The organism is Aeromonas sp. R2-4 (assembly GCF_040908365.1).
Classification (GTDB): Bacteria; Pseudomonadota; Gammaproteobacteria; order Enterobacterales; family Aeromonadaceae; genus Aeromonas; species Aeromonas veronii.
Window position 1 is genome coordinate 75,559 of the sequence record NZ_JBFODO010000043.1, and the last position, 19,688, is coordinate 95,246.

At 59.7% G+C, this 19,688-nt stretch carries 20 protein-coding genes; 10 read left to right on the forward strand and 10 right to left on the reverse strand.

All coding sequences use genetic code 11. The features are described from left to right. Position 1: 1 nt before the first annotated feature. The 3 genes from efp (at position 2) to AB5Z05_RS16740 (ending at position 2,567) form a co-directional block, all read left to right on the forward strand. Entirely contained in the window at positions 2-568 is a 567-nt protein-coding gene (efp, locus tag AB5Z05_RS16730) for an elongation factor P (protein WP_005362323.1), read from the forward strand. Between the two features lie 134 nt (positions 569-702). Further along, the gene (locus AB5Z05_RS16735; RefSeq protein ID WP_368152278.1) at positions 703-1,467 is read left to right on the forward strand and encodes a DUF3530 family protein; all 765 of its coding nucleotides are present in this window, start codon (positions 703-705) and stop codon (positions 1,465-1,467) included. A 143-nt stretch (positions 1,468-1,610) separates the two neighbouring features. After that, complete coding sequence (locus tag AB5Z05_RS16740; protein WP_021229760.1) at positions 1,611-2,567, forward strand: D-2-hydroxyacid dehydrogenase; 957 nt, start codon at positions 1,611-1,613, stop codon at positions 2,565-2,567. Between the two features lie 80 nt (positions 2,568-2,647). Here the strand turns inward: AB5Z05_RS16740 and AB5Z05_RS16745 are convergent, their stop codons facing one another. Then, positions 2,648-3,121, reverse strand: a complete 474-nt coding sequence (locus AB5Z05_RS16745; protein ID WP_368152280.1) for a YMGG-like glycine zipper-containing protein — start codon at positions 3,119-3,121, stop codon at positions 2,648-2,650. Positions 3,122-3,368: 247 nt separating this feature from the next. After that, positions 3,369-4,919 (reverse strand): sensor domain-containing diguanylate cyclase, encoded by a 1,551-nt coding sequence (locus AB5Z05_RS16750; RefSeq protein WP_227274193.1) that lies wholly within the window; start codon positions 4,917-4,919, stop codon positions 3,369-3,371. A 248-nt stretch (positions 4,920-5,167) separates the two neighbouring features. On the opposite strand from AB5Z05_RS16750, the gene AB5Z05_RS16755 reads away from it, so the two are divergent. After that, the gene (locus AB5Z05_RS16755) at positions 5,168-5,770 is read left to right on the forward strand and encodes a nitroreductase family protein (protein ID WP_368152281.1); all 603 of its coding nucleotides are present in this window, start codon (positions 5,168-5,170) and stop codon (positions 5,768-5,770) included. Positions 5,771-5,882: 112 nt separating this feature from the next. On the opposite strand, the gene AB5Z05_RS16760 is transcribed toward AB5Z05_RS16755, so the two are convergent. Both AB5Z05_RS16760 and AB5Z05_RS16765 read right to left on the reverse strand, forming a co-directional pair. Then, positions 5,883-6,527: an HAD-IA family hydrolase gene (locus AB5Z05_RS16760; RefSeq protein WP_368152283.1), complete on the reverse strand. Its 645-nt coding sequence runs from the start codon at positions 6,525-6,527 to the stop codon at positions 5,883-5,885. Positions 6,528-6,547: 20 nt separating this feature from the next. Further along, positions 6,548-6,793 carry a hypothetical protein gene (locus AB5Z05_RS16765; RefSeq protein WP_021229756.1) on the reverse strand — a complete coding sequence of 82 codons (246 nt, stop codon included), beginning with the start codon at positions 6,791-6,793 and terminating at the stop codon, positions 6,548-6,550. Positions 6,794-6,909: 116 nt separating this feature from the next. Between AB5Z05_RS16765 and AB5Z05_RS16770 the strand changes: the two genes are divergently transcribed. After that, the gene (locus AB5Z05_RS16770) at positions 6,910-7,818 is read left to right on the forward strand and encodes a LysR family transcriptional regulator (protein ID WP_368152285.1); all 909 of its coding nucleotides are present in this window, start codon (positions 6,910-6,912) and stop codon (positions 7,816-7,818) included. A gap of 92 nt (positions 7,819-7,910) precedes the next feature. Here the strand turns inward: AB5Z05_RS16770 and AB5Z05_RS16775 are convergent, their stop codons facing one another. From AB5Z05_RS16775 to AB5Z05_RS16790, 4 genes are all read right to left on the reverse strand, one after another. Beyond that, entirely contained in the window at positions 7,911-8,849 is a 939-nt protein-coding gene (locus tag AB5Z05_RS16775) for a diguanylate cyclase (protein ID WP_368152287.1), read from the reverse strand. 199 nt (positions 8,850-9,048) lie between these two features. Next, on the reverse strand, positions 9,049-9,705 hold the full coding sequence (locus tag AB5Z05_RS16780) for an excalibur calcium-binding domain-containing protein (RefSeq protein WP_368152299.1): 657 nt from the start codon (positions 9,703-9,705) through the stop codon (positions 9,049-9,051). Between the two features lie 132 nt (positions 9,706-9,837). Next, a complete protein-coding gene (locus tag AB5Z05_RS16785; protein ID WP_368152289.1) occupies positions 9,838-10,404 on the reverse strand; it encodes a cysteine hydrolase family protein in 567 nt (188 codons plus the stop codon). A 49-nt stretch (positions 10,405-10,453) separates the two neighbouring features. Continuing rightward, positions 10,454-11,617: an FAD-dependent monooxygenase gene (locus AB5Z05_RS16790; protein ID WP_368152291.1), complete on the reverse strand. Its 1,164-nt coding sequence runs from the start codon at positions 11,615-11,617 to the stop codon at positions 10,454-10,456. A 265-nt stretch (positions 11,618-11,882) separates the two neighbouring features. On the opposite strand from AB5Z05_RS16790, the gene miaB reads away from it, so the two are divergent. The 5 genes from miaB (at position 11,883) to lnt (ending at position 17,554) form a co-directional block, all read left to right on the forward strand. Next, the gene (miaB, locus tag AB5Z05_RS16795; protein WP_368152292.1) at positions 11,883-13,316 is read left to right on the forward strand and encodes a tRNA (N6-isopentenyl adenosine(37)-C2)-methylthiotransferase MiaB; all 1,434 of its coding nucleotides are present in this window, start codon (positions 11,883-11,885) and stop codon (positions 13,314-13,316) included. Between the two features lie 54 nt (positions 13,317-13,370). After that, entirely contained in the window at positions 13,371-14,420 is a 1,050-nt protein-coding gene (locus AB5Z05_RS16800; protein ID WP_005335135.1) for a PhoH family protein, read from the forward strand. After that, positions 14,417-14,881, forward strand: a complete 465-nt coding sequence (gene ybeY, locus AB5Z05_RS16805) for an rRNA maturation RNase YbeY (RefSeq protein ID WP_368152294.1) — start codon at positions 14,417-14,419, stop codon at positions 14,879-14,881. The genes AB5Z05_RS16800 and ybeY overlap by 4 nt, the downstream gene beginning before the upstream one ends. Positions 14,882-14,976: 95 nt before the next feature. Next, entirely contained in the window at positions 14,977-15,861 is an 885-nt protein-coding gene (gene corC, locus AB5Z05_RS16810) for a CNNM family magnesium/cobalt transport protein CorC (protein ID WP_005354092.1), read from the forward strand. A 148-nt stretch (positions 15,862-16,009) separates the two neighbouring features. Next, on the forward strand, positions 16,010-17,554 hold the full coding sequence (gene lnt, locus AB5Z05_RS16815) for an apolipoprotein N-acyltransferase (RefSeq protein ID WP_368152295.1): 1,545 nt from the start codon (positions 16,010-16,012) through the stop codon (positions 17,552-17,554). 65 nt (positions 17,555-17,619) lie between these two features. On the opposite strand, the gene nqrE is transcribed toward lnt, so the two are convergent. Then, positions 17,620-18,219, reverse strand: a complete 600-nt coding sequence (gene nqrE / locus AB5Z05_RS16820) for an NADH:ubiquinone reductase (Na(+)-transporting) subunit E (protein WP_076493655.1) — start codon at positions 18,217-18,219, stop codon at positions 17,620-17,622. A gap of 383 nt (positions 18,220-18,602) precedes the next feature. Then, the gene (locus tag AB5Z05_RS16825; RefSeq protein WP_279460456.1) at positions 18,603-19,643 is read right to left on the reverse strand and encodes an IS481-like element ISAs19 family transposase; all 1,041 of its coding nucleotides are present in this window, start codon (positions 19,641-19,643) and stop codon (positions 18,603-18,605) included. Positions 19,644-19,688 lie beyond the last annotated feature (45 nt).

Here is a 19,688-nt window from a genome sequence, read left to right on the forward strand (position 1 = left end):
CATGAAAACCGCACAGGAAATCCGCGCTGGTAACGTAGTCATGATCGGCACCGAGCCGATGGTGGTTCAGAAGGCTGAATTCAACAAATCCGGCCGTAACTCCGCCGTGGTCAAAATGAAGCTGAAGGGCCTGCTGAACGGCAGCGCTACCGAGACCGTCTTCAAGGCCGACGACAAGCTGGACGTTGTTCAGCTGGAACGTAAAGAGTGCACCTACTCCTACTTCTCCGACCCCCTGTATGTCTTTATGGACACCGAGTACAACCAGTACGACGTAGAGAAAGACAACCTGGGTGACGTGCTGAACTACCTGGTAGACGGCATGGAAGACATCTGCGAAGTGACTTTCTACAACGAGAAAGCCATCTCCGTAGAACTGCCGACCACCATCGTGCGCGAAGTTGAGTACACCGAACCGGCTGCCCGTGGCGACACCTCCGGTAAAGTGACCAAGCCTGCCCGTCTGAAAGGCACTACCTACGAGCTGGCTGTTGCCGCTTTCGTAGAGATCGGTGACAAGATCGAAATCGATACCCGCACCGGCGAATTCAAGCGTCGCGTCAACTAATTGACCGCTTTGAATTGATTGCAAAAAAGCGAGCCAACGGCTCGCTTTTTTATTGCCTCCGAGTTGCCATCACACCGCCCGCCTTCAGAAAATCCCGCCGCCGCCGCTAACCCAGATAACCGGGGGAGCACACTATGGCCAGATTATCCTTATCACTGCTGTTATTGACCTTGCTGGCTGGCCATGGGGCAGAGGCAAGCGAGGTCGCACCCCCCGTTGCCGAGCCAATGCCCCTCGACCACTGGCAAGCGAGCGACTGGAAAGGGTTGCCCGATGCCACCCAAATCGACAAGCAGACGGTGCTGTTCGCCAAACACGACAGTGAAAACTATCTGGGGCTCGCCATTTTACTGCCCGACTGGCAGCGCAGCGGCCAGCTGTGGCAACTGACTCGCGCCCTCGGCCGACTGGGCTTTGATACCCTGCTGCTGCTGCCCTCCCCCGAGCAGACCGAACTGGACCCAGCCGCCGAGAAAAAAGCGAAAAACAGCGATACATTTCGCAAACAGTTTGCCGAACGGATCAGCAAGCTGGCCGATGCCAAGCTGCAGGAGGGGGGCTTCAAGCTGATCCTGGCGCAAGGTACCGGCGCCGCCTGGACTGCCAACCTCATCGCCAGCGAACAGTTGCCCGCCCCCGATGCACTGGTGCTGCTCGATGGTTTTTTCCCTAACCAGCAGAGCAACCAGACCCTGGCCAAACAGGTGGCTCAGGCGGCCATCCCCACTCTGGACCTCTATCAGGAGGATGGCGGTCGCTGGCCACTGCTGGCCGCCGAGGCCCGCAGAAGCGAGAGCCGGCGCAGCAACAAGCTCAACTATCGCCCCTACGCTCTGATGGAGCTGGAAGAGACCCCCACCCGCATTCAGGGCTGGCTCAACCATCTGGGCTGGCTCTAAACCGGCCGCTAGCGTGGCGCAATAAAGCGCGCAAGCTCACATCTGCCGGATAAAGCCCAGCCATGACACGGCGATGGACTGGCTCTGACTGCATCCTCTTTGGCATCATGGCCTCTCGAACCTGAACAATGGCAGGAAGGCTCATGCAGCAGATTGTGTTTCTCGACAGCGATACCCTGGATGCGGGCATCACCCTGCATCACCCCGACTTCCCCCACCACTGGCAGAGCTATCCAAGTACTACCCCGGAACAGGTGGTGGAACGGCTCAAAGATGCCAGCATCGCTATCATCAACAAAGTACGGATCGGCGCCGCCGAACTGGCCCAGCTGCCTGAGCTCAAACTCATCGCGCTGGCCGCAACCGGCAGCGACAACGTGGATCTGGAAGCGTGCCGCGCCGCCAACGTCGGGGTGTGCAATATCCGCAATTACTCGGGCCCCTCGGTGCCGGAGCACGCCATGGCGCTGATGCTGGCCCTGTCGCGCAACCTCTTCTGCTGGCGCCAGTCGCTGCTGGAGGGGCGCTGGCAACAGAGCGGCCAGTTCTGCTTTTTCGACCACAACATCATGGATCTGCACGGCAAGCAGCTTGGCATCATCGGCAAAGGGACGCTCGGTCAGGCACTCGGCGAGCGGGCCAAAGGGATGGGGATGACAGTGCGTTACGCCCAGAGCCAGGTCGGCACCAGTCACGATGAGGATCGCCTCCCCCTCGACGAGTTGCTGCAAAGTTCGGATGTGATCAGCCTGCACTGCCCGCTCACCCCCTACACCCGCAACCTGATTGGCGAGCGGGAGCTGGATCTGATGAAACCGGGCGCTCTGCTGATCAACGTCGGCCGCGGTGGGCTGGTGGATGAGGAGGCGCTGCTGCAAGCGCTGGCCAACGGCCGCCTCGGTGGCGCCGGTTTCGATGTGGCGAGCGTCGAACCCCCGCCCCCCGACCATCCCTTGATGAAGGCGCTGCAATACCCCCACTTCATTCTGACCCCCCATGTGGCCTGGGCCAGCGAGGAGTCGATGCAGCGACTGGCCGACCAGCTGATCGACAACATCAACGCCTTTGCCGCCGGTCGCCGCCAGCACCGGCTGGTGTAACCGCACGAGCGAGTCACCACACAATGCACAACGGGGCCAACAGGCCCCGTTTTGCATCTTTCGCACTCACTGCGCGCACATCAATCGTCGTCGTGCCATCTGTGCTTCTTATGCTTTTTGTACTTCTTGTGGTGCTTGTGATGGTGATGATCATCGTAATAGCGATCCTGGCTCTTGTGGCCATCGCCGGTCTTGGCACCGATGGCCGAACCACTCGCCCCGCCGACCCCGGCGCCGATCAGCTGACCGGTATCGCCACCAACACTCTTGCCGATAGCGGCACCGCCCAGCGCCCCCACCGCACCGCCAAGGGCCGCTTCATTCTTGTTGCCCTTGTTGGCCGTCGCCGCACCACCAGCTGCACCGCCCAATGCAGCCCCCACCAGCGCACCGGTATCACCCCCCAGCTCCTTGCCGATCATGGTGCCCGCCACACCACCTGCGCCGCCACCCAGAATGGTATTAAGGGTCTCGGAAGCATGCACGGTCGTGCTGCCAGCCAGCAAGGCGCCCAGCAGTGCCAGTGCGCGAAGAGCACACGAATTCATCTCCATAGGTACTCCTGTCAAACCTGATTAATATTCAGCGGCACTATACAAAGCGCCACGGGGTTCGCCAGCCAGCAGAAATGAGGGATGCGACGGTCAATGGCCGCACGGCTACTGCCAAAAATGGAAGAGTAAAATCAAGCGATTGAATTTAAAGATTAAAATCACCAAAAAGCCAAACTATTACGGCAGGGTGACCCACAATCGGGTTGTCGTGTCCCGGCACAGGCCCGCCGCGCTGGGACAAAAGCTGTCAGTCAGCAGCCTCATCCGCCAGATGCCAGCAGTCCCGGCCAGCCTCCTTGCTACGATAAAGGGCTGCATCAGCACGCTCGAAGATGGGGTCGGCGACGGGTGAATGGCAGGCGCCGCCGATACTCAAGGTGACCTGCCCCTTGTGCTCACGCCACTGCTGATGTCGCACCACGTCAAGCAGACAATTGAGCTTCTCCGCCAGCTCATCCTGTGGCTGTTGCAGCAGAGAGGCAAACTCATCGCCACCAATCCGGTAAACCGTGCTCACCCCCAGCACATCAGCAAGGCAATTGGCCACCCGACACAGCACCTGATCGCCGAAGGCATGACCCCGACTGTCATTGAGTCCTTTGAAGTGATCAATATCAAACAGCAGCAGCCAGAAGCGCTCCCCCCTCAGCTCCAGCGCGCTCTTGTGCTGTTCGAAGGCTCGCCGGTTCATGATACCGGTCAGAGGGTCCCGCAACAGCGCATCCTGCCCCTTGAGGAAGCTGGCCCTGACCTGATCGATCTCGTTCAGGCTGCGTCGCACAAACCAGGTATTGGCCTTGGTGATGGGGGGAGAACTCTCCAGATTGCGCACGATACCGGTCAGTGAACCCGACACCAGCGCCTGCTCCTGGCGGAAGATCCGCACCAGCAGACTCAGTGTGCAACACCAGATGGCAAACAGGGAGATCAATGGTAAAACCACCATCTGCAGCGCCTCATAGAGGCTGTTGCGAAACAGCACGGACGGCAGATAGATATTGAGATCCCAGCCAATATCCGCCAGCTCGCGCTTCAGGAAAGTGCCATGACACAACACATCCAGACCAAGCCACTGCTGGCCCTGATGCTGCTCGATAGGGTGATCTGCCAGCAGATCCATATTGCTGCCCACCACCAGCTGGCCGCTGTCGCGCAAGGTAAGATAGAGTGCCGCCTGATTGCCACCAACCGTCCGTTGTAGCGCCTGCTGCAGCGAGTCGAACGACATGTCGACCATCAGCAGCCCCAGCAGCTGCCCCTGATCGTCCCGCACCCGTTTGATCAGGCTGAGTATCAGTTCATTGGTATTGTATTCAGGGTAGGGGCCAAACCAGACGAGCTCGTCGCCCGGCATGGTGGTCACCTGATACCAGGGTCGCAGCGCCGCCTGATAACCGGGGGGCGGTAGCCAGTCCGGGTAGCTGTCGATACGATCCGCGTTCAGGTTGTAAAAGTAGATGTAGTGGTTACCTGGTTTGATCTTGTGCGCAATGGCCCAGATGGGGGAGTCGGCCAGCCCGCCGCGAGCGATCTTCTCCTTGTCGAGCGAGGCCTCCAGCACTGCCAGTTGCCGCTCATTGACCTTCACCATCTCGTGGATCAGGGACGCTTCAACGGAGGAGGCCATGTGGCCGAAGCCGGATACCGTCATATCGATATCCCTCAGATAGCTGGCAATAGCCATGATGATCGTCACTATCAGGATCATCAAACCAATCAATGCAGAGAGGGGGACAAGCACATAGTAGCGTTTATTGAGATACGAACGGCTCACATCACATCCGAACCAAGAAAACATACAGGGATTGTGGGAGAGAAAGGAGAGTGAATCATTGATTAATATCACTTTCGCGCCCCTTAAATGACACTTCCAACATTAGCGAAACGTCAAGGTTCGCAAACGAATATCAACTGACAGGAAAAACGCTAGTTACCCCGGGTTAACCCCGCTCTGCATTGCGGGTGTTATAGTCTATACCTGATTCGGCAGGCGCTGGACACACCGTCCATCACCGGCTGCAACGCCAAGCAGAACAAGGAGATGTTATGAGCAGTCCGTTTATCGAACAGATCAAAGCACGTCGTACCATCTATGCCCTGGGCGACCAGGTGTCCCACACACCGGAGCAGCTGACGGCCCTGCTCCAGGATGCCATCAGACACAGCCCCTCCTCCTTCAACTCCCAGAGCTCCCGCGCCGTCATCCTGTTTGGCGCCCAGCACCGCAAGCTATGGGATATCGTCAAAGCCGAGCTGAAAAAGATTGTGCCGCCGGAAGCCTACGCCCAGAGTGAGGCCAAGGTAGATGGCAGCTTCCGCGCAGGCTTCGGTACCGTGCTGTTCTTCGAAGACACCGACGTCATCAAGGATCTGCAGCAAAAATTCGCCCTCTATGCCGACAACTTCCCCATCTGGTCGGAACATGCCACCGGCATCGCCCAGTTTGCGGTCTGGACGACGTTGGCGCAGGAGAAAGTCGGCGCCTCCCTGCAGCACTACAACCCGCTGATCGACGAGGCGGTACGCAAGGAGTGGAACCTGCCCGCCAGCTGGCTGCTGCGCGCCCAAATGCCCTTTGGCAGCATCAAGCAACCGGCTGGAGAGAAGACCTTTATCGACGACGCGACCCGTTTCCGCGTCTTCAAATAACAGTCAGATAGCAAAACGCCCCCGCATCTCGGGGGCGTTTTTATTGCAACATAGAGTGCGGATAGCGCTGGTTCATAGCGCATATGCAGCCACAACCCCTTATCTCCATCGATCAGGCGGGCAGTGTCACCAGCAAGGAGTCATCTTCCCCCACCTTCACCTCGCGCCAGTCGCGGATCACTGCCACCACTGCCGGATTGAGCGGCGCATAGCCCCCTACCTGCACCACGGTGCAACCTGCACGCAGGGCACTCTCGATACCGGCCGTGGCATCCTCAAATACCAGACAGCGAGCGGGCGAGATGCCAAGCCGTTCAGCCCCCAGCAGATAGGGCTCGGGATCGGGTTTGCCATTGATCACCGCTTCGGCTCCCACCAACACGGTCGGCAGCGGCAAACCGGCACAACGCAGGCGGTGACGGGCAACCTGCTCACTGGCGGAGGTCACGATGGCCCAATGCTGTGGCGGCAGGTGGCGCAGCAACTCGCCAGCTCCTGGGATAGCATCACCGCTGGTATGCAGCATCTCCAGCTCGTCGAGCCGCACCGCTTCCCGCTCCACATCCAGCTGCGGGGCCAGCGCCCGGATCACCTCACGTGAGCGCATACCGTGGCACATAGCCAGTACCGGCTCAGGGGCAAGCTGATGATACTGGCACCAGAGCCGCCACACCTTCTCCACATCGCCGGTCGAGCAGACCAGGGTGCCATCCATATCGAGCAGCAGGGCGGATACCGACAGGGTGATCGTGTTCATGCCAGCACTCATACAGGCATTCATACAGACACCCCGGCCAGCTCGGGCAGAGAGCCAGAGAGCGCATCGGCAAAGGCCTGCTGCTGAGCGGCACGCTCATAACAGGCCAGCGCCTGCTCGGCACTGCCAGCCCACACTTGCAAGGGGCCGACCACAAACCCCTGTTGCAACAGGCTGGCGAGCAGCTCCCCCGTATCCGGGGCCGCCAATGGCTGGGCCAGCACCAGCTTGCCCTTGATCAAAAAAAGATAACGTTGAGTGGACATGATATGGCTCCTTGTTCCGGTTCAGAGGAGGGCGATTCCCCCCTTGCAGAGCCATTAGAACAAGGCGATTAGATAATTTATAATCAATAAATCGCCACTTTGGATAACCAATTGGAATGAGATTCGACTTGAGGCAACTGCAGGCGTTTGTAACGCTGGCCGACACCGCCAACTACCGGGAAGCGGCCAGCCGCCTCTTTATCACCCAACCGGCCCTCACCAAGCAGATCCAGGGGCTGGAGCAGGCACTGGGCTGCACCCTGTTCAAACGGGGCCGCCACGGCGCCGAGCTGACAGCGCTCGGTGCCCAGCTGCTCACTCAGGCGAGTGCGCTGGTCGAGCACGGTCGGGAGTTCGAGAGCCATGCGCTGGCGGTGGCGAGCGGGGTAGCCGGTCGGCTCAAGATTGGCTTCGGTCTGTCGAGTTTCGCACTGGCCCCTGCGCTGGTGGCCCGCTTCAAACAGCAGGTCACGGACGTGATGGTCCATCTGCAGGATATGCCCTCCGCCATCCAGCAGGAGCAGTTGCTCTCCGGCCAGTTGCAGCTTGGCTTTATGCGCAGACCTCAGGTGCCGCAGTTGCAGGAGCACAGACTGCTGATCGACCGGCTGGTGCTGGCGGTGCCGACACGGATGACCGAGCCAGACCCGGCCGCATTCGACGTCCAGCAGGCACTGACCAGTCAACCCCTGTTGCAGATGGTGGGCCACCGCTGCCCCGGTCTCAGCCAGCAGATCGCCGGTTTCCTCGGCGCCAATCGGCTGACCGGCATGGTTCAGGAGGCCGAAGATATCCAGACGCTGGTGGCGCTGGTCGCGGCGGGCATCGGCAACGCCATCCTGCCACGCAGCGTCAGCTTTATCGCAGGGCCCGATGTCACCCTCTATCCCCTCTCAGGCCCCAGCTCCGAGTGGGAGGTCAGCATGGTATGGAATCCGGACTTTGCCGACCCCATCCGGGATCACTTCGTCAACCAGGTGATCGCCAGCCATCCCCTGCCGGTGTCGGCCACACCCGAGCGCTGAAACCAGCGCTCGCTGGTAGCTAACATCGTGCCACGTCAAAACAGTGCGCCCCCATCAAGGGGGCGCATGCAGGACAAAAGCGGTAATGCGGCTCAACAACTGGCGCAGTGACTACGGTTTTTACCCGCCCCCTTGGCGCAATAAAGCGCCGCATCGGCCGCGGCCAGCAACGCCCCTTCTCCCTCCAGCAGTTGCTCTGCCGTGTAGGTAGCAATGCCAATGCTGGCGCTAAGCTGAATATTATTTGCCACCACGATGTCGAGATCGTTAATGGCCTGGCGGATCTCCTCTCCAATCCGCTGGGCCGCATCTCGATCGGTATTGCCGAGGATCAGAGCAAACTCGTCACCACCAAAACGGCAGGGCAGATCCGCCGGACGCTGGCAGAAGGATTGCAGAAGATGGCCCACCAGCTGGAGGGAGCCATCCCCCATCTGATGACCAAGATGGTCATTGCACGCCTTGAAGTTATCCAGATCCAGCATGATGAGGGAGAGCGGTGTGTGTTCACGCATGCTGCGCCGCCACTCGTTATGCAGAAAGCTGTTGAACAGCCGCCGATTGGCCAGTCCGGTCAGGGGATCATGTTGGGAGAGGCTGGCAACTTCCAGCTCCAGCAGCTTGCGCTCGGTGATATTGATATGGGCGATGGAAAAATACTCGGCATCAAGCCCGGGTACCGGCGCGACTCGCATCATAAACCAGCGCAGGGTGTCGGGGCTGTGGCAGGGGTATTCCAGATAGAACTTATCCTGCTGATGACGGATAACCCGGAGGATCCCCTCAACGGCAGCCAATCCTGAGGGCTCGGCTTCATCGTCACAAGCCCCCATGTAATTGACTCCGAGCCAGTTATATCCCTTGGGCATGCCGTTTTGTTCACCAAACAGCTCCCAGGCGAGATTGGTGTAATGGATCACGCCATCCCGGTCTATCACCGATATCTGGTCTTCCAGCGAATCCAGCAGCGCAGCCAGATAATGAGCCCGCTCGGAGAAGTGACTTCGCGGCCTCTGTATATCATCCACCATGATGGCCATCCTGTGGCAAAAGTGGCATACCGCCATCTATTAACAATAAAGTCAGCAGATAGAGTAAAGCACCCAATTTCCACTTAGCCAACTGAGACCAAATTTCACCATCGAACACTATCCGGCAAGGTTTCAGGCCAGTTTCCCTGTTCCGGATAACAAGAGCACATCATGAGAATATGTATCTGATCAGTCACATTTAATGACCACACCACTGATTTTCGCAGGGGATGCCATCGCCCTCTCCGTCCATTTTGGTGTTCGGGCAATGTTGCAAAAACCAGGTTGCCTCCTCGCAGGAAGTCATCTGGGAACAATGCTGCCGACCATCACACTGGCGAATAAAGGTCGTTGCCTGTGGCGTGCTGACCTCCTCCTGATTGAAAGAGGAGACCGGCAATGGCGCCATCGACTCGGCCGAGAAACGGGAATAGATGGAAAAGAGGCCGACGAGCACCAGCAGAGGGATCAATTTGCCACTCCAGCTGCTCTTGCGACGTCGATAGGGGTTACTTCTCTCACTGGTCGAGGTGGGGCGTGGCGGCTGACTTGCCGCCCGAAACGATGGCGCCGCTGATGATGCGGATGAAGGCTCGGCATCCGCCAACGTGAGCGGGCGATCGGGGAAAAAGACCTGTAACGCCCTTGGTTTGCCATCCTGGCCACTGCCGATCAGATAGGTGACACGCTCCCCCGGCACTGGCACGCGGCCATCTGATTGCAGCGCCGTAACATGCACAAACAGCCCTGCACTGCGTGCTCCATTGATTGCCTGCTCGGCGCCATTTTGCTCCGGCGTAATAAATCCAAAGCCGCGCGCCTCGTTCCAGCTCGCGATCCGTCCCTGATAACGCATCTGTCCATCCTTGTTGTTATCCATGTGAGCACTATATTGCCCGACAATCATGTTGCCCAAAAGCGCTGCGGCCCGATAGGGAGCCGCTGAGTCAATCTCAACACGGTGCTCGGGTGCTGCCTGCGTTAAGGATCAAGCCAGCTGGGACACCTTGATGATCTCGGCGATGCGACCCAGCATCCGCAGCGAGGTGTGATGCTCGGTGGCATCTACGGCGGCGCAGGCATCCTCCAGAATGGTGATGGCGTAGTCGCGATCGTGACCATCCCGCGCTGCCGCCTGAATGGCCCAGCTGGTGCTCACCCCGCACAGATAGAGGTGGTCGATGTGATTGGCCCGCAGCGCAGGCTCCAGCGCCGTGCCATAGAAGGGGCTGACCCTGGGCTTGGCCAGCACCAGATCACCGGGTTGCACATCCAGATCCGGATGAAAGTCGGTGCCGCTGTCAGCCAAGGAGAGCGCCCCCAACTGGTGAGCGCGACCAAACATGGGAGACCCCTTGGGTTGCAGCTGATAGCCGCCGTCAAAGCCCACCTTGATCAGCACTACCAGCCAGCCGTGGGCGCGGGCATGGGCCAGCGCCTGATTGGCATGCGCGATGGCATCCTGCTCCAGCACATGGGCTGCGGAGGCGGCAATGCGCCCGTCGGGGTGGGCGATGTCGTTGATAAAATCGATCACCAGCAGTGCCTTGTTCATCACCTTTGCTCCTTCGCGCATTCAGCCCGTGCTATCTGGTTCCGACCTGTCAAACCAGCCCCAGTGCATAGCGCAGCGCCATCTCCTTCAATGGGCCCGCCTTGTCCGCCAGATTGAGAGCAAGATTGCGGGCCAGCTTGAGCGGGCCAATCTCATTGCTGAATACCCCGTAGAAGAGATCCATCCCCGACTGCATCAGCAGGTTGTCGGGACGACGGCGCCGCTCGTAACGCTCGGCCAATGCCAGCTGATGCCAGTCGGCGCCAGCTCCTTGCAGCAGATCAGCCCAGCAGGCCACATCCTTGAAGCCGAGGTTGACCCCCTGCCCCGCCAGCGGGTTGATGGTGTGGGCAGCATCGCCAAGCAGCACCACCCTACCGGCGTGATAGCCGTTGGCGTGGCGGCGCACCAGCGGGAAGCTCCCCTTGCCGGTGACGGTGAACCCGCCGAGCCGGCTTGGGAAGTGGCGGCGCACTTCGGCGGCAAGCCCTTCGTTGCTCATGGCCGCCAGCGCGCGGATACGGGCCGGGCTGTCATACCACACCAGAGAGCCGTGCTGACCGGGCAGCGGCAGGAAGGCCCGCGGGCCACTCGGGGTGAACTGCTGCCAGGTGATATCTTCCTGCGCAAAATCGGTGTCGATATTGATCAGCATGCAGTGCTGGCGGTACTCGAAGCGCGATACGCCGATACCCGCCAGCTTGCGGGTGTGGGATTCGGCACCGTCGCAAGCCAGCACCCAGCGCGCGGCCAGTTCAGTGCCGTCGTCCAGAGTCAGCACAGCTTCATCTGCACTCTGGCGCAGGCTCATCACAGCCGCCGGGGTGTGGGTCTGGATGGTGGGAAAATCCTCCATCCGTTTGAGCAGGGCGAGCTGAACCAACCGGTTTTCGATGATGTAGCCGAGCTGGGGCAGACCGAGATCGGCGGCATTGAAGCGGGTGGCAAAACCGTCCAGCTCCCAGGTCTCCAGCCGGCGGTAGGGGCAGAGCCGCATCTGCTGCAGATGGTGCCAGGCACCGGCCTGCTCCAGCAGCGCCACCGAGGCCTGACTGATGGCGGAGACCCGCAGCTCCAGCGGCTGCTCCGGCCCGTAATGCTCCGGCAGTTGGGTCTCGATGACCCGCACCGAGAGGCCCTGAGCCGCCAGCAGACAGGCGGTGGCGGCGCCCACCATGCCGGCGCCGACGATGGCGATATCACACTGTTCCATACATTTATTCCTGAAAGGGTGCGTCCGGCGACAGCGCCCGGACGTGAACCGGATGGCTGCATGATAGCGCAAGGGCGACTGATAAACAGTGAGACAAACGGGGAATTGCTGCGTCAAATCAAAGAGAAAGCTTATTGAGCTTGCTGGCAACAGGTATCGGGTGAGCACCATTGCCAGCTGGATATTAGCTAGGCAGTATCCAGAATGCGGAGTAAAATGCGCGGTCCTTTGACCATGCCGATTTCAAAACAAGTCAAGAGAAGCAATGAGCAAGAAACTTCACATTAAAACCTGGGGTTGCCAGATGAACGAGTATGACTCGTCCAAAATGGCCGACCTGTTGGATGCCAGCAATGGCTACACCCTTACCGAAGAGCCCGAAGAGGCAGATGTCTTGCTGCTGAATACCTGCTCCATCCGCGAAAAAGCGCAGGAGAAGGTGTTCCACCAGCTGGGACGCTGGAAAAAGCTCAAGGCCAACAAGCCCGGTCTGGTGATCGGCGTGGGTGGCTGCGTTGCCTCTCAGGAGGGCGACGCCATCCGCCAGCGCGCTCCCTATGTGGATATCGTGTTCGGCCCGCAGACCCTGCATCGCCTGCCCGCCATGATCAAGGAAGTGCAAGAGGGCCGTGGTGCCCAGGTTGATATCGCCTTCCCCGAAATCGAAAAATTCGACAGCCTGCCCGAACCTCGCGCCGAAGGGGCTACCGCGTTCGTCTCCATCATGGAAGGCTGCTCCAAATACTGTACTTACTGCGTGGTGCCCTACACCCGCGGTGAAGAGGTGAGCCGACCGCTGGACGACGTGCTCTACGAAATCGCCCAGCTCGCCCAGCAGGGCGTGCGCGAAGTGAACCTGCTCGGCCAGAACGTCAACGCCTACCGCGGTCCGACCTTTGATGGCGGCATCTGCACCTTCGCCGAGTTGCTGCGTCTGGTGGCCGCCATCGACGGTATCGATCGCATTCGCTACACCACCAGCCACCCGATCGAGTTCACCGACGACATCATCGAAGTCTACAAAGACACCCCGGAAGTGGTCAGCTTCCTGCACCTGCCGGTGCAGAGCGGCTCTGATCGCATCCTGACCATGATGAAGCGCCCGCACACCATCCTGGAGTACAAATCCAAGATCCGTCGCCTGCGTGCCGCCCGTCCCGACATCACCATCAGCTCCGACTTCATCGTTGGCTTCCCGAACGAGACGGAGGAAGACTTTGAAGCGACCATGAAGTTGATCGAGGATGTGGGTTTCGACATGAGCTTCAGCTTCATCTTCAGTCCGCGCCCGGGCACCCCGGCCGCCGACATGCCAGACGATGTCGACATGGAAGTGAAGAAAGCCCGTCTGGCCCGCCTGCAGCACGTCATCAACAACCAGGCGATGCAGATTGGCCGCGCCATGCTGGGCACTACCCAGCGCATTCTGGTGGAAGGGCCCTCCAAGCTCGACCCGATGCAGCTGTGTGGTCGCACCGAGAACAACCGGGTGGTCAACTTTGAAGGCCAGCACACCCTGATCGGCGGCTTTGCCGACGTGGAGATCACCGAGGTGCGTCCCAACTCCCTGCGCGGCAAGTTCATCCGCGGCGAGAGCGAGATGAACCTGCGGATCGCCACCGCCCCGAGCGAAATCCTGGCCCGTCGCCCGGATAACGTACCGGACGAGCTGGGCGTTGCCGCCTTCACTCCCCATTAATCCCCTCCTCCCCATTCGCCCGGCGGATGGGGAGCGCCTTGAGACGAGGATATTTTGAGCCGACACATCTCGACCCTGAATCTGCATCTGGAGCCCGCCGACAACCAGCGCCTTGCCAGCCTGTGCGGCCCCTTCGATGACAACATCAAGCAGCTGGAGCGCCGCCTCGGCGTCGAGATCAGCTACCGTGACAGCCACTTCCAGTTGGTGGGCAAACCGGCCCAGCTGGATGCCGCCGCCGTCATCCTCAAGCACCTCTATGTGGAAACCCAGCCCCTCAAGGGTGGCAAGGTGACCGACATCACCCCCGACATGGTCCATCTGGCCATTCAGGAGTCGCGGGTGCTGGAGCAGGATGACGAACCGGCGCCTAGCATCCCCTATGGCAAGGAGGTGACGGTCAAGACCAAGCGCGGTCTCATCAAGCCACGCAGCCCAAATCAGGCCCAGTACATTGCCAATATCGTGCGCCACGATATCTGCTTCGGCATAGGCCCGGCCGGTACCGGCAAGACCTATCTGGCGGTCGCGGCAGCAGTGGATGCGCTGGAGCGTCAGGAGATCCGCCGCATTCTGCTGACCCGTCCGGCGGTGGAAGCGGGCGAGAAACTGGGCTTCCTGCCCGGCGATCTCTCCCAGAAGGTGGATCCTTACCTGCGCCCGCTCTACGACGCCCTGTTCGAGATGCTGGGTTTTGAGCGGGTCGAGAAGCTGATGGAGCGCAACATCATCGAGGTGGCGCCGCTCGCCTATATGCGCGGAAGAACCCTCAATGACGCCTTTATCATTCTCGATGAGGCCCAGAACACCACCACCGAGCAGATGAAGATGTTCCTCACCCGCATCGGCTTCAACTCCAAGGCGGTGGTCACCGGTGACATCACCCAGGTAGACCTGCCGCGCAACGCCAAATCCGGCCTGCGCCACGCGCTGGAAGTGCTGCAAGGGGTCGATGGTCTGTCGTTCAACTTCTTCGAGTCCAAAGACGTGGTGCGCCACCCGGTGGTGGCCCGTATCGTGCAGGCTTACGAGGCATTCGATGCCAAACAGGCAGCCGAGAAGGTGGCCGGCCAAACAAACGCCAGCAAAGAGAGTGAGCAATGAGCGTAACCCTGGATCTGCAGGTGGCCAGTGCCAGCACTGACGGCCTGCCCACCGAAGCCCAGTTGCAAGGCTGGCTCGACGGCACCATTCTCGGCTTCCAGCAGGAGGCAGAAGTGACTGTGCGCATCGTCGACGAGGCGGAGAGCAACGAACTCAACCTCACCTATCGCGGCAAGGACAAGCCCACCAACGTGCTCTCCTTCCCGTTCGAGGCGCCACCCGGTCTGGAGCTGCCGCTGCTCGGCGATCTGGTGATCTGCCGTCAGGTGGTAGAGCGCGAGGCTGAGGAGCAGGGCAAGCCCATGATGGCCCACTGGGCCCACATGGTTGTGCACGGCAGTCTGCATCTGCTAGGTTATGACCATATCGAGGATGAGGAAGCCGAAGAGATGGAAGCGCTTGAACGCGACATCATGCAGGAGCTCGGTTTTGCCGATCCTTATCTGAACGACGAAGAGTAAAACGCCGGACGGTCATCGTCTTGAAACAGCAGATGGCCATCCTTATATAACCCGAACTATTTCAAGTGTGTTCATACGAGTAACCAAGAGAGAAAATGACCGACGATCACCCTAGTACCGGCTCGCCGAAGAAAACCTGGCTCGACAAACTCAGCCAACTCTTCCAGGGCGAGCCAAAAGACCGCAATGATTTGGTAGACGTGATAGCCGATGCCGAAGAGCGCGACCTCATCGATCAGGACACCAAGGACATGATCGAGGGGGTGCTGGAGATCGCCGATCTTCGCGTGCGCGATATCATGATCCCCCGCTCCCAGATGGTGACCATCGAGAAGTCCCAACCGGTGGATGCAATCCTGCCGGTGATCATCGAGTCCGGCCACTCCCGCTTCCCGGTAATCAACGAGGACAAGGATCATGTGGAGGGCATTCTGCTCGCCAAGGATCTGCTCCCCTTCGGGTTTGGTGGCCATCACGCCAGCGAGCCTCTGCAGCTCGAGAAAATCTTGCGCCCCACGGTGATCGTGCCGGAAAGCAAACGGGTTGACCGTCTGCTCAAGGAGTTCCGTGAAGAGCGCTACCACATGGCCATCGTGGTCGACGAATTTGGTGGCGTCTCCGGTCTGGTGACCATCGAAGACATACTGGAACTGATCGTTGGCGAGATCGACGACGAGTTTGACGACATCGAGGATGAACCGGACGAAATCCGCCGCCTCAGCAAGCGGGTCTTCTCCATCAGTGCCCTGACCGAGATCGAGGATTTCAACGACTTCTTCGGCACCAAATTCAGCGATGAAGAGGTGGACACGGTGGGTGGTCTGGTAATGCACGCCTTCAGCCACCTGCCAAAGAAGGGCGAGGAGATCGAGCTGGACGGCTACCTGTTCAAGGTGATGCATGCCGACCGGCGTCGTCTGCAGCAGCTGCAGGTGAAGATCCCCGAACACCACGCGGCGGCGCAATCCGAGCCGCAATAAGCAGATCCGCTCAATGTGTGAAACAACGCCCCGACCTCGGGGCGTTGTGCTCTCTGCCACCGGCATCGAGGCTCGCCGTTGCCCCGCTTACAGGTTAAGATACCGGCCATTCGACCCCAGTTGCACACCAAGACGAGCACCATCGCCCGTGAGATTATCCCCTGTTACTTCCAAAATTCTGTTAAGCCTCAGTGCATTGGCCTCTGGTGCCATCGCCGTGCTGGCCTTCTCCCCCTTCGGCTACTGGCCGCTGGTGATCCCCTCCCTGCTTGGCCTCTACGCCCTGCTGGACAAAGCCACGCCGAAACAGGCCGCCTGGCGCGGTTTTGGCTACGCCATGGGACTCTTTTTGCCGGGGCTGTGGTGGATCCACGTCAGCATGACTGAGTTTGGTGGCATCCCGCTGCCGGTCGCCTTTGTACTGCTGGCCGGGCTCTCCGCCTATCTGGCCCTCTACCCGATGCTCGCCTGCTGGATCTTTGCCCGCTTCTTTGGCGGCCGTCACTGGAGCCGCTGGCTGTTCGCCTTCCCGGCACTGTGGTTGGTGGCTGACTGGCTGCGCGGCTGGGTGATGACCGGCTTCCCCTGGCTCTGGTTTGGTTACAGCCAGATCGACGGCCCACTCAAGGGCTTTGCCCCCATTCTCGGGGTGCAGGGCATCACCCTCGCCCTGTTGCTGTCCGCCTCCGCTATCTGGCTGGTGTGGAAATCCCGCTCCCCGCTCTGGCTGGCGGTGCCTGCCCTGCTGGTGGCAGGTGCCCACGGTCTGATGCAGCTCAACTGGGTGACCCGTGGCGAGCCGGTCAAGGTGGCACTGGTGCAGGGCAATATCGCCCAGTCCCTCAAGTGGGATCCGGAGGCGCTGGCCCCCACGGTGCGCACCTATCAGGACTTGAGCCGCGAGAATCAGGATGCCGACATCATCATCTGGCCAGAGTCGGCGATCCCGGCCATCGAGAAGGCGATGGGCCCCTATCTGGAGAATCTGGACAAGGCGATGAAGGTGAACGATACCGGCCTGCTGGCTGGGATTATTCACTACGACGAGCAGCAACAACGCTTCTACAATACCGTGCTCGGCATGGGGGTGCAGGATGCGGATGGCAAGGAGTCCTACTTCTACAACCACTCCAACCGCTACAACAAGTACCACCTGCTGCCCATCGGCGAGTTCGTGCCGTTTGAAGATCTGCTGCGCCCCATCGCCCCCTTCTTCAACCTGCCGATGTCCTCCTTCAGCCGGGGTGACGAAGTGCAGCCAAACCTGATCGCCAAGGGGCTCAAGTTTGCCGCCGCCATCTGCTACGAGATCATCTTCCCGGAGGAGGTGCGCCGCAACGTCAATGCCGATACCGACTTCCTGCTGACCGTCTCCAACGATGCCTGGTTCGGCACCAGCATTGGCCCCTGGCAGCATATGGAGATCGCCCGGATGCGCGCGCTGGAGCTGGCTCGTCCGCTGCTGCGGGACACCAACACCGGCATCACCATCGTTACCGAAATCGACGGCAGCATCATCGGCCAGATCCCGCAGTTTGAAGCGGGCGTGCTGCGCAGCGAGGTGCGTCCCGCCCACGGCGAGACCCCCTATATGCGCTTTGGCAGCTGGCCCCTCTACGGCCTGACCGTGCTGCTGCTGGGTCTGGCGCTGGCCCTGCGCCCCAAGGCTCACCCCTGGGCCCGCGAGCTGTAACGCCAATCCGCAATCCCCGATAAACAACGAGGCGCCCGCAGGCGCCTCATTTTTTTCATCTCCAATCAAAGCGATATGCCTGAGAAGGACATAAAGCCGAGGGACATCAGCCCCGCCACGATAAAGGTGATGCCGATGCCCCGCAGCCCCTCGGGTACATCAGCGTACTTCAGTTTCTGGCGCAGCCCGGCCATGGCGACAATGGCCAGCAGCCAGCCAAGCCCCGAGCCTGCGCTGTAGACCAGCGACTCGGCAAAATCGTAATCCCGCTGCGCCATAAACATCACCCCACCAAAGATGGCGCAGTGCACCGTCAACAACGGCAGATAGATACCAAGCGCCTGATAGAGCGCCGGAACGTACTTGTCGAGCACCATCTCCATCACCTGCACCAGCGCCGCCAACACCCCGATGTAGATGATGTAATCGAGAAATCCCAGATCGAATTCGCCGAAAAAGGTGCTGCCTGCCCGCAAGATATGGCGGTAAATCAAGTTGTTGAGGGGAATGGCGATCACCATCACCACAAGGATCGTCATGCCAAGGCCAAAGGCGGTGTTGATGTTCTTCGAGACGGCCAGAAAGGTACACATCCCCAGAAAGAAGGCCAGGGCGAGGTTTTCGACAAAGATTGAGTGAATAAACAGGTTGAGGTAGTAGTCCATAGGTGTGCTCACCAGGTGTTTGCGCAAAGAGAAAGTCTGCCTCTGGCCGATGGCCAGCAGCATGGACGAAACAACAGAAAGCACGGACGCAACTCCGGACGATAGAGCGCAGGCTGCAGTTGTCAGCCTGCCCCGTCAGTCAATCGGTAGCGTTAAAAGCAGTGTGAAAACGTGGATGAGCGTCCGCCAGCTGGGTGAGCTAGTCGCCGTGACAGAAGCGAAATTGCAGATGGTAGCCACAGAGTTGCCGTTTATGCAGATAGCCAACGTGGCCACAAGCTTGTCTGACATAGATCAGCGGCACAAAGAACAACAGGCCACAGAGCAGGCCGAGTGTACAGATCTAGTTATCACCTGACACCGGCCTCAAACCGGTGTCTTGTTTACGCTACTTTAGAGCGCACTTCCTTCGGTATCAATTTCAGACCCTTCTTGAACATGCTGTAGGGGGTTTGACCCTCCATCATCCTGCCCTGATGTGGCCGCTGGGTGTTGTAGTGCACCAGATAGCTATCCAGGTCTGTCTGCATCTGCTCTACCGACTCATACCAGGTCGTCCTCCCCTTGATGCGGAAGTGTTCATCCAGCAAGGTTCGATGCAGCCGCTCGATAAAGCCGTTGCTCTGCGGCCTGCGCACCTTGGTGGTTCGGTGCTCAATCCCCTCCAGTTGCAGGAACAGCTCGTAGGGATGGTGGTCTGGGCGCCCACAGAACTCGCGCCCGTTGTCCGACAGGATGGTATAGACCCGCGCCTCGTGGGCCTCGAAAAACGGCAGCACCGTTTCATTGAGCACATGAACCGAGGTCACCGGCAGCTTGCTGGTGTAGAGCCGTCCCCAGGCGTGGCGACTGTAGCAGTCCAGCACGGTTTGTAGATACACCTTGCCAACCCCCTTGAGCGCGCCGACGAAGAAGGTGTCGACCGCCACCAGTTCTCCGGTGTAATGAACCTCAATCTGGCGTTCTCGGAACTCGGGACTGAATCGTTCTAACAGGCGAATTTGCTCGTCATTGAGCTCAATGGTCTGCTCACGGTGAGTTTTCTCAAGGCGCAGCAAGCGGTCGTGTTTAGAGAGCAAGTCGTGCCGTTGCCACACGCCACGCACACCGCCCGCACTGACATTGATGCCTTGCAGAGCCAGTTCTTGCGCGACCCGCAGCGGGCCTTGAGTTGGTCTGGTGAGGGAGTAATCGAGGATGGCCTGTTCAATCTCGGGCGCAACCCGATTGGGATGAGCCCCTTTACAGCCCGGCAATTTGTCGAGCAAGCCCTCGGCGCCATAGGTCTGGTAATTACGGCGAATTTCGTAGAACTGCTGGCGGCTGTAGCCAATGAGCTTGCAGGCTTTACTGACGTTATTGAGCTCTTTGGCGAGCTCTAGCAGGCTGAGTTTGCGACGTGCTACTTTCTCGTTGGTGGTCATACGGTGACTCCAGATAACACGGTAGGGGTACCGTTTTGTTATCCG

Coding starts and splice junctions, on each gene's coding strand:
- nqrE (WP_076493655.1), bottom strand. CDS start 18,219: ATGGACTACTACCTCAACCTGTTTATTCACTCAATCTTTGTCGAAAAC.
- AB5Z05_RS16750 (WP_227274193.1), bottom strand. CDS start 4,919: ATGTTTTCTTGGTTCGGATGTGATGTGAGCCGTTCGTATCTCAATAAA.
- AB5Z05_RS16790 (WP_368152291.1), bottom strand. CDS start 11,617: ATGGAACAGTGTGATATCGCCATCGTCGGCGCCGGCATGGTGGGCGCC.
- miaB (WP_368152292.1), top strand. CDS start 11,883: ATGAGCAAGAAACTTCACATTAAAACCTGGGGTTGCCAGATGAACGAG.
- AB5Z05_RS16740 (WP_021229760.1), top strand. CDS start 1,611: ATGCAGCAGATTGTGTTTCTCGACAGCGATACCCTGGATGCGGGCATC.
- corC (WP_005354092.1), top strand. CDS start 14,977: ATGACCGACGATCACCCTAGTACCGGCTCGCCGAAGAAAACCTGGCTC.
- AB5Z05_RS16770 (WP_368152285.1), top strand. CDS start 6,910: ATGAGATTCGACTTGAGGCAACTGCAGGCGTTTGTAACGCTGGCCGAC.
- AB5Z05_RS16825 (WP_279460456.1), bottom strand. CDS start 19,643: ATGACCACCAACGAGAAAGTAGCACGTCGCAAACTCAGCCTGCTAGAG.
- AB5Z05_RS16745 (WP_368152280.1), bottom strand. CDS start 3,121: ATGGAGATGAATTCGTGTGCTCTTCGCGCACTGGCACTGCTGGGCGCC.
- AB5Z05_RS16755 (WP_368152281.1), top strand. CDS start 5,168: ATGAGCAGTCCGTTTATCGAACAGATCAAAGCACGTCGTACCATCTAT.
- AB5Z05_RS16760 (WP_368152283.1), bottom strand. CDS start 6,527: ATGAACACGATCACCCTGTCGGTATCCGCCCTGCTGCTCGATATGGAT.
- AB5Z05_RS16775 (WP_368152287.1), bottom strand. CDS start 8,849: ATGGTGGATGATATACAGAGGCCGCGAAGTCACTTCTCCGAGCGGGCT.
- ybeY (WP_368152294.1), top strand. CDS start 14,417: ATGAGCGTAACCCTGGATCTGCAGGTGGCCAGTGCCAGCACTGACGGC.
- AB5Z05_RS16735 (WP_368152278.1), top strand. CDS start 703: ATGGCCAGATTATCCTTATCACTGCTGTTATTGACCTTGCTGGCTGGC.
- efp (WP_005362323.1), top strand. CDS start 2: ATGAAAACCGCACAGGAAATCCGCGCTGGTAACGTAGTCATGATCGGC.
- AB5Z05_RS16785 (WP_368152289.1), bottom strand. CDS start 10,404: ATGAACAAGGCACTGCTGGTGATCGATTTTATCAACGACATCGCCCAC.
- AB5Z05_RS16765 (WP_021229756.1), bottom strand. CDS start 6,793: ATGTCCACTCAACGTTATCTTTTTTTGATCAAGGGCAAGCTGGTGCTG.
- AB5Z05_RS16780 (WP_368152299.1), bottom strand. CDS start 9,705: ATGCGTTATCAGGGACGGATCGCGAGCTGGAACGAGGCGCGCGGCTTT.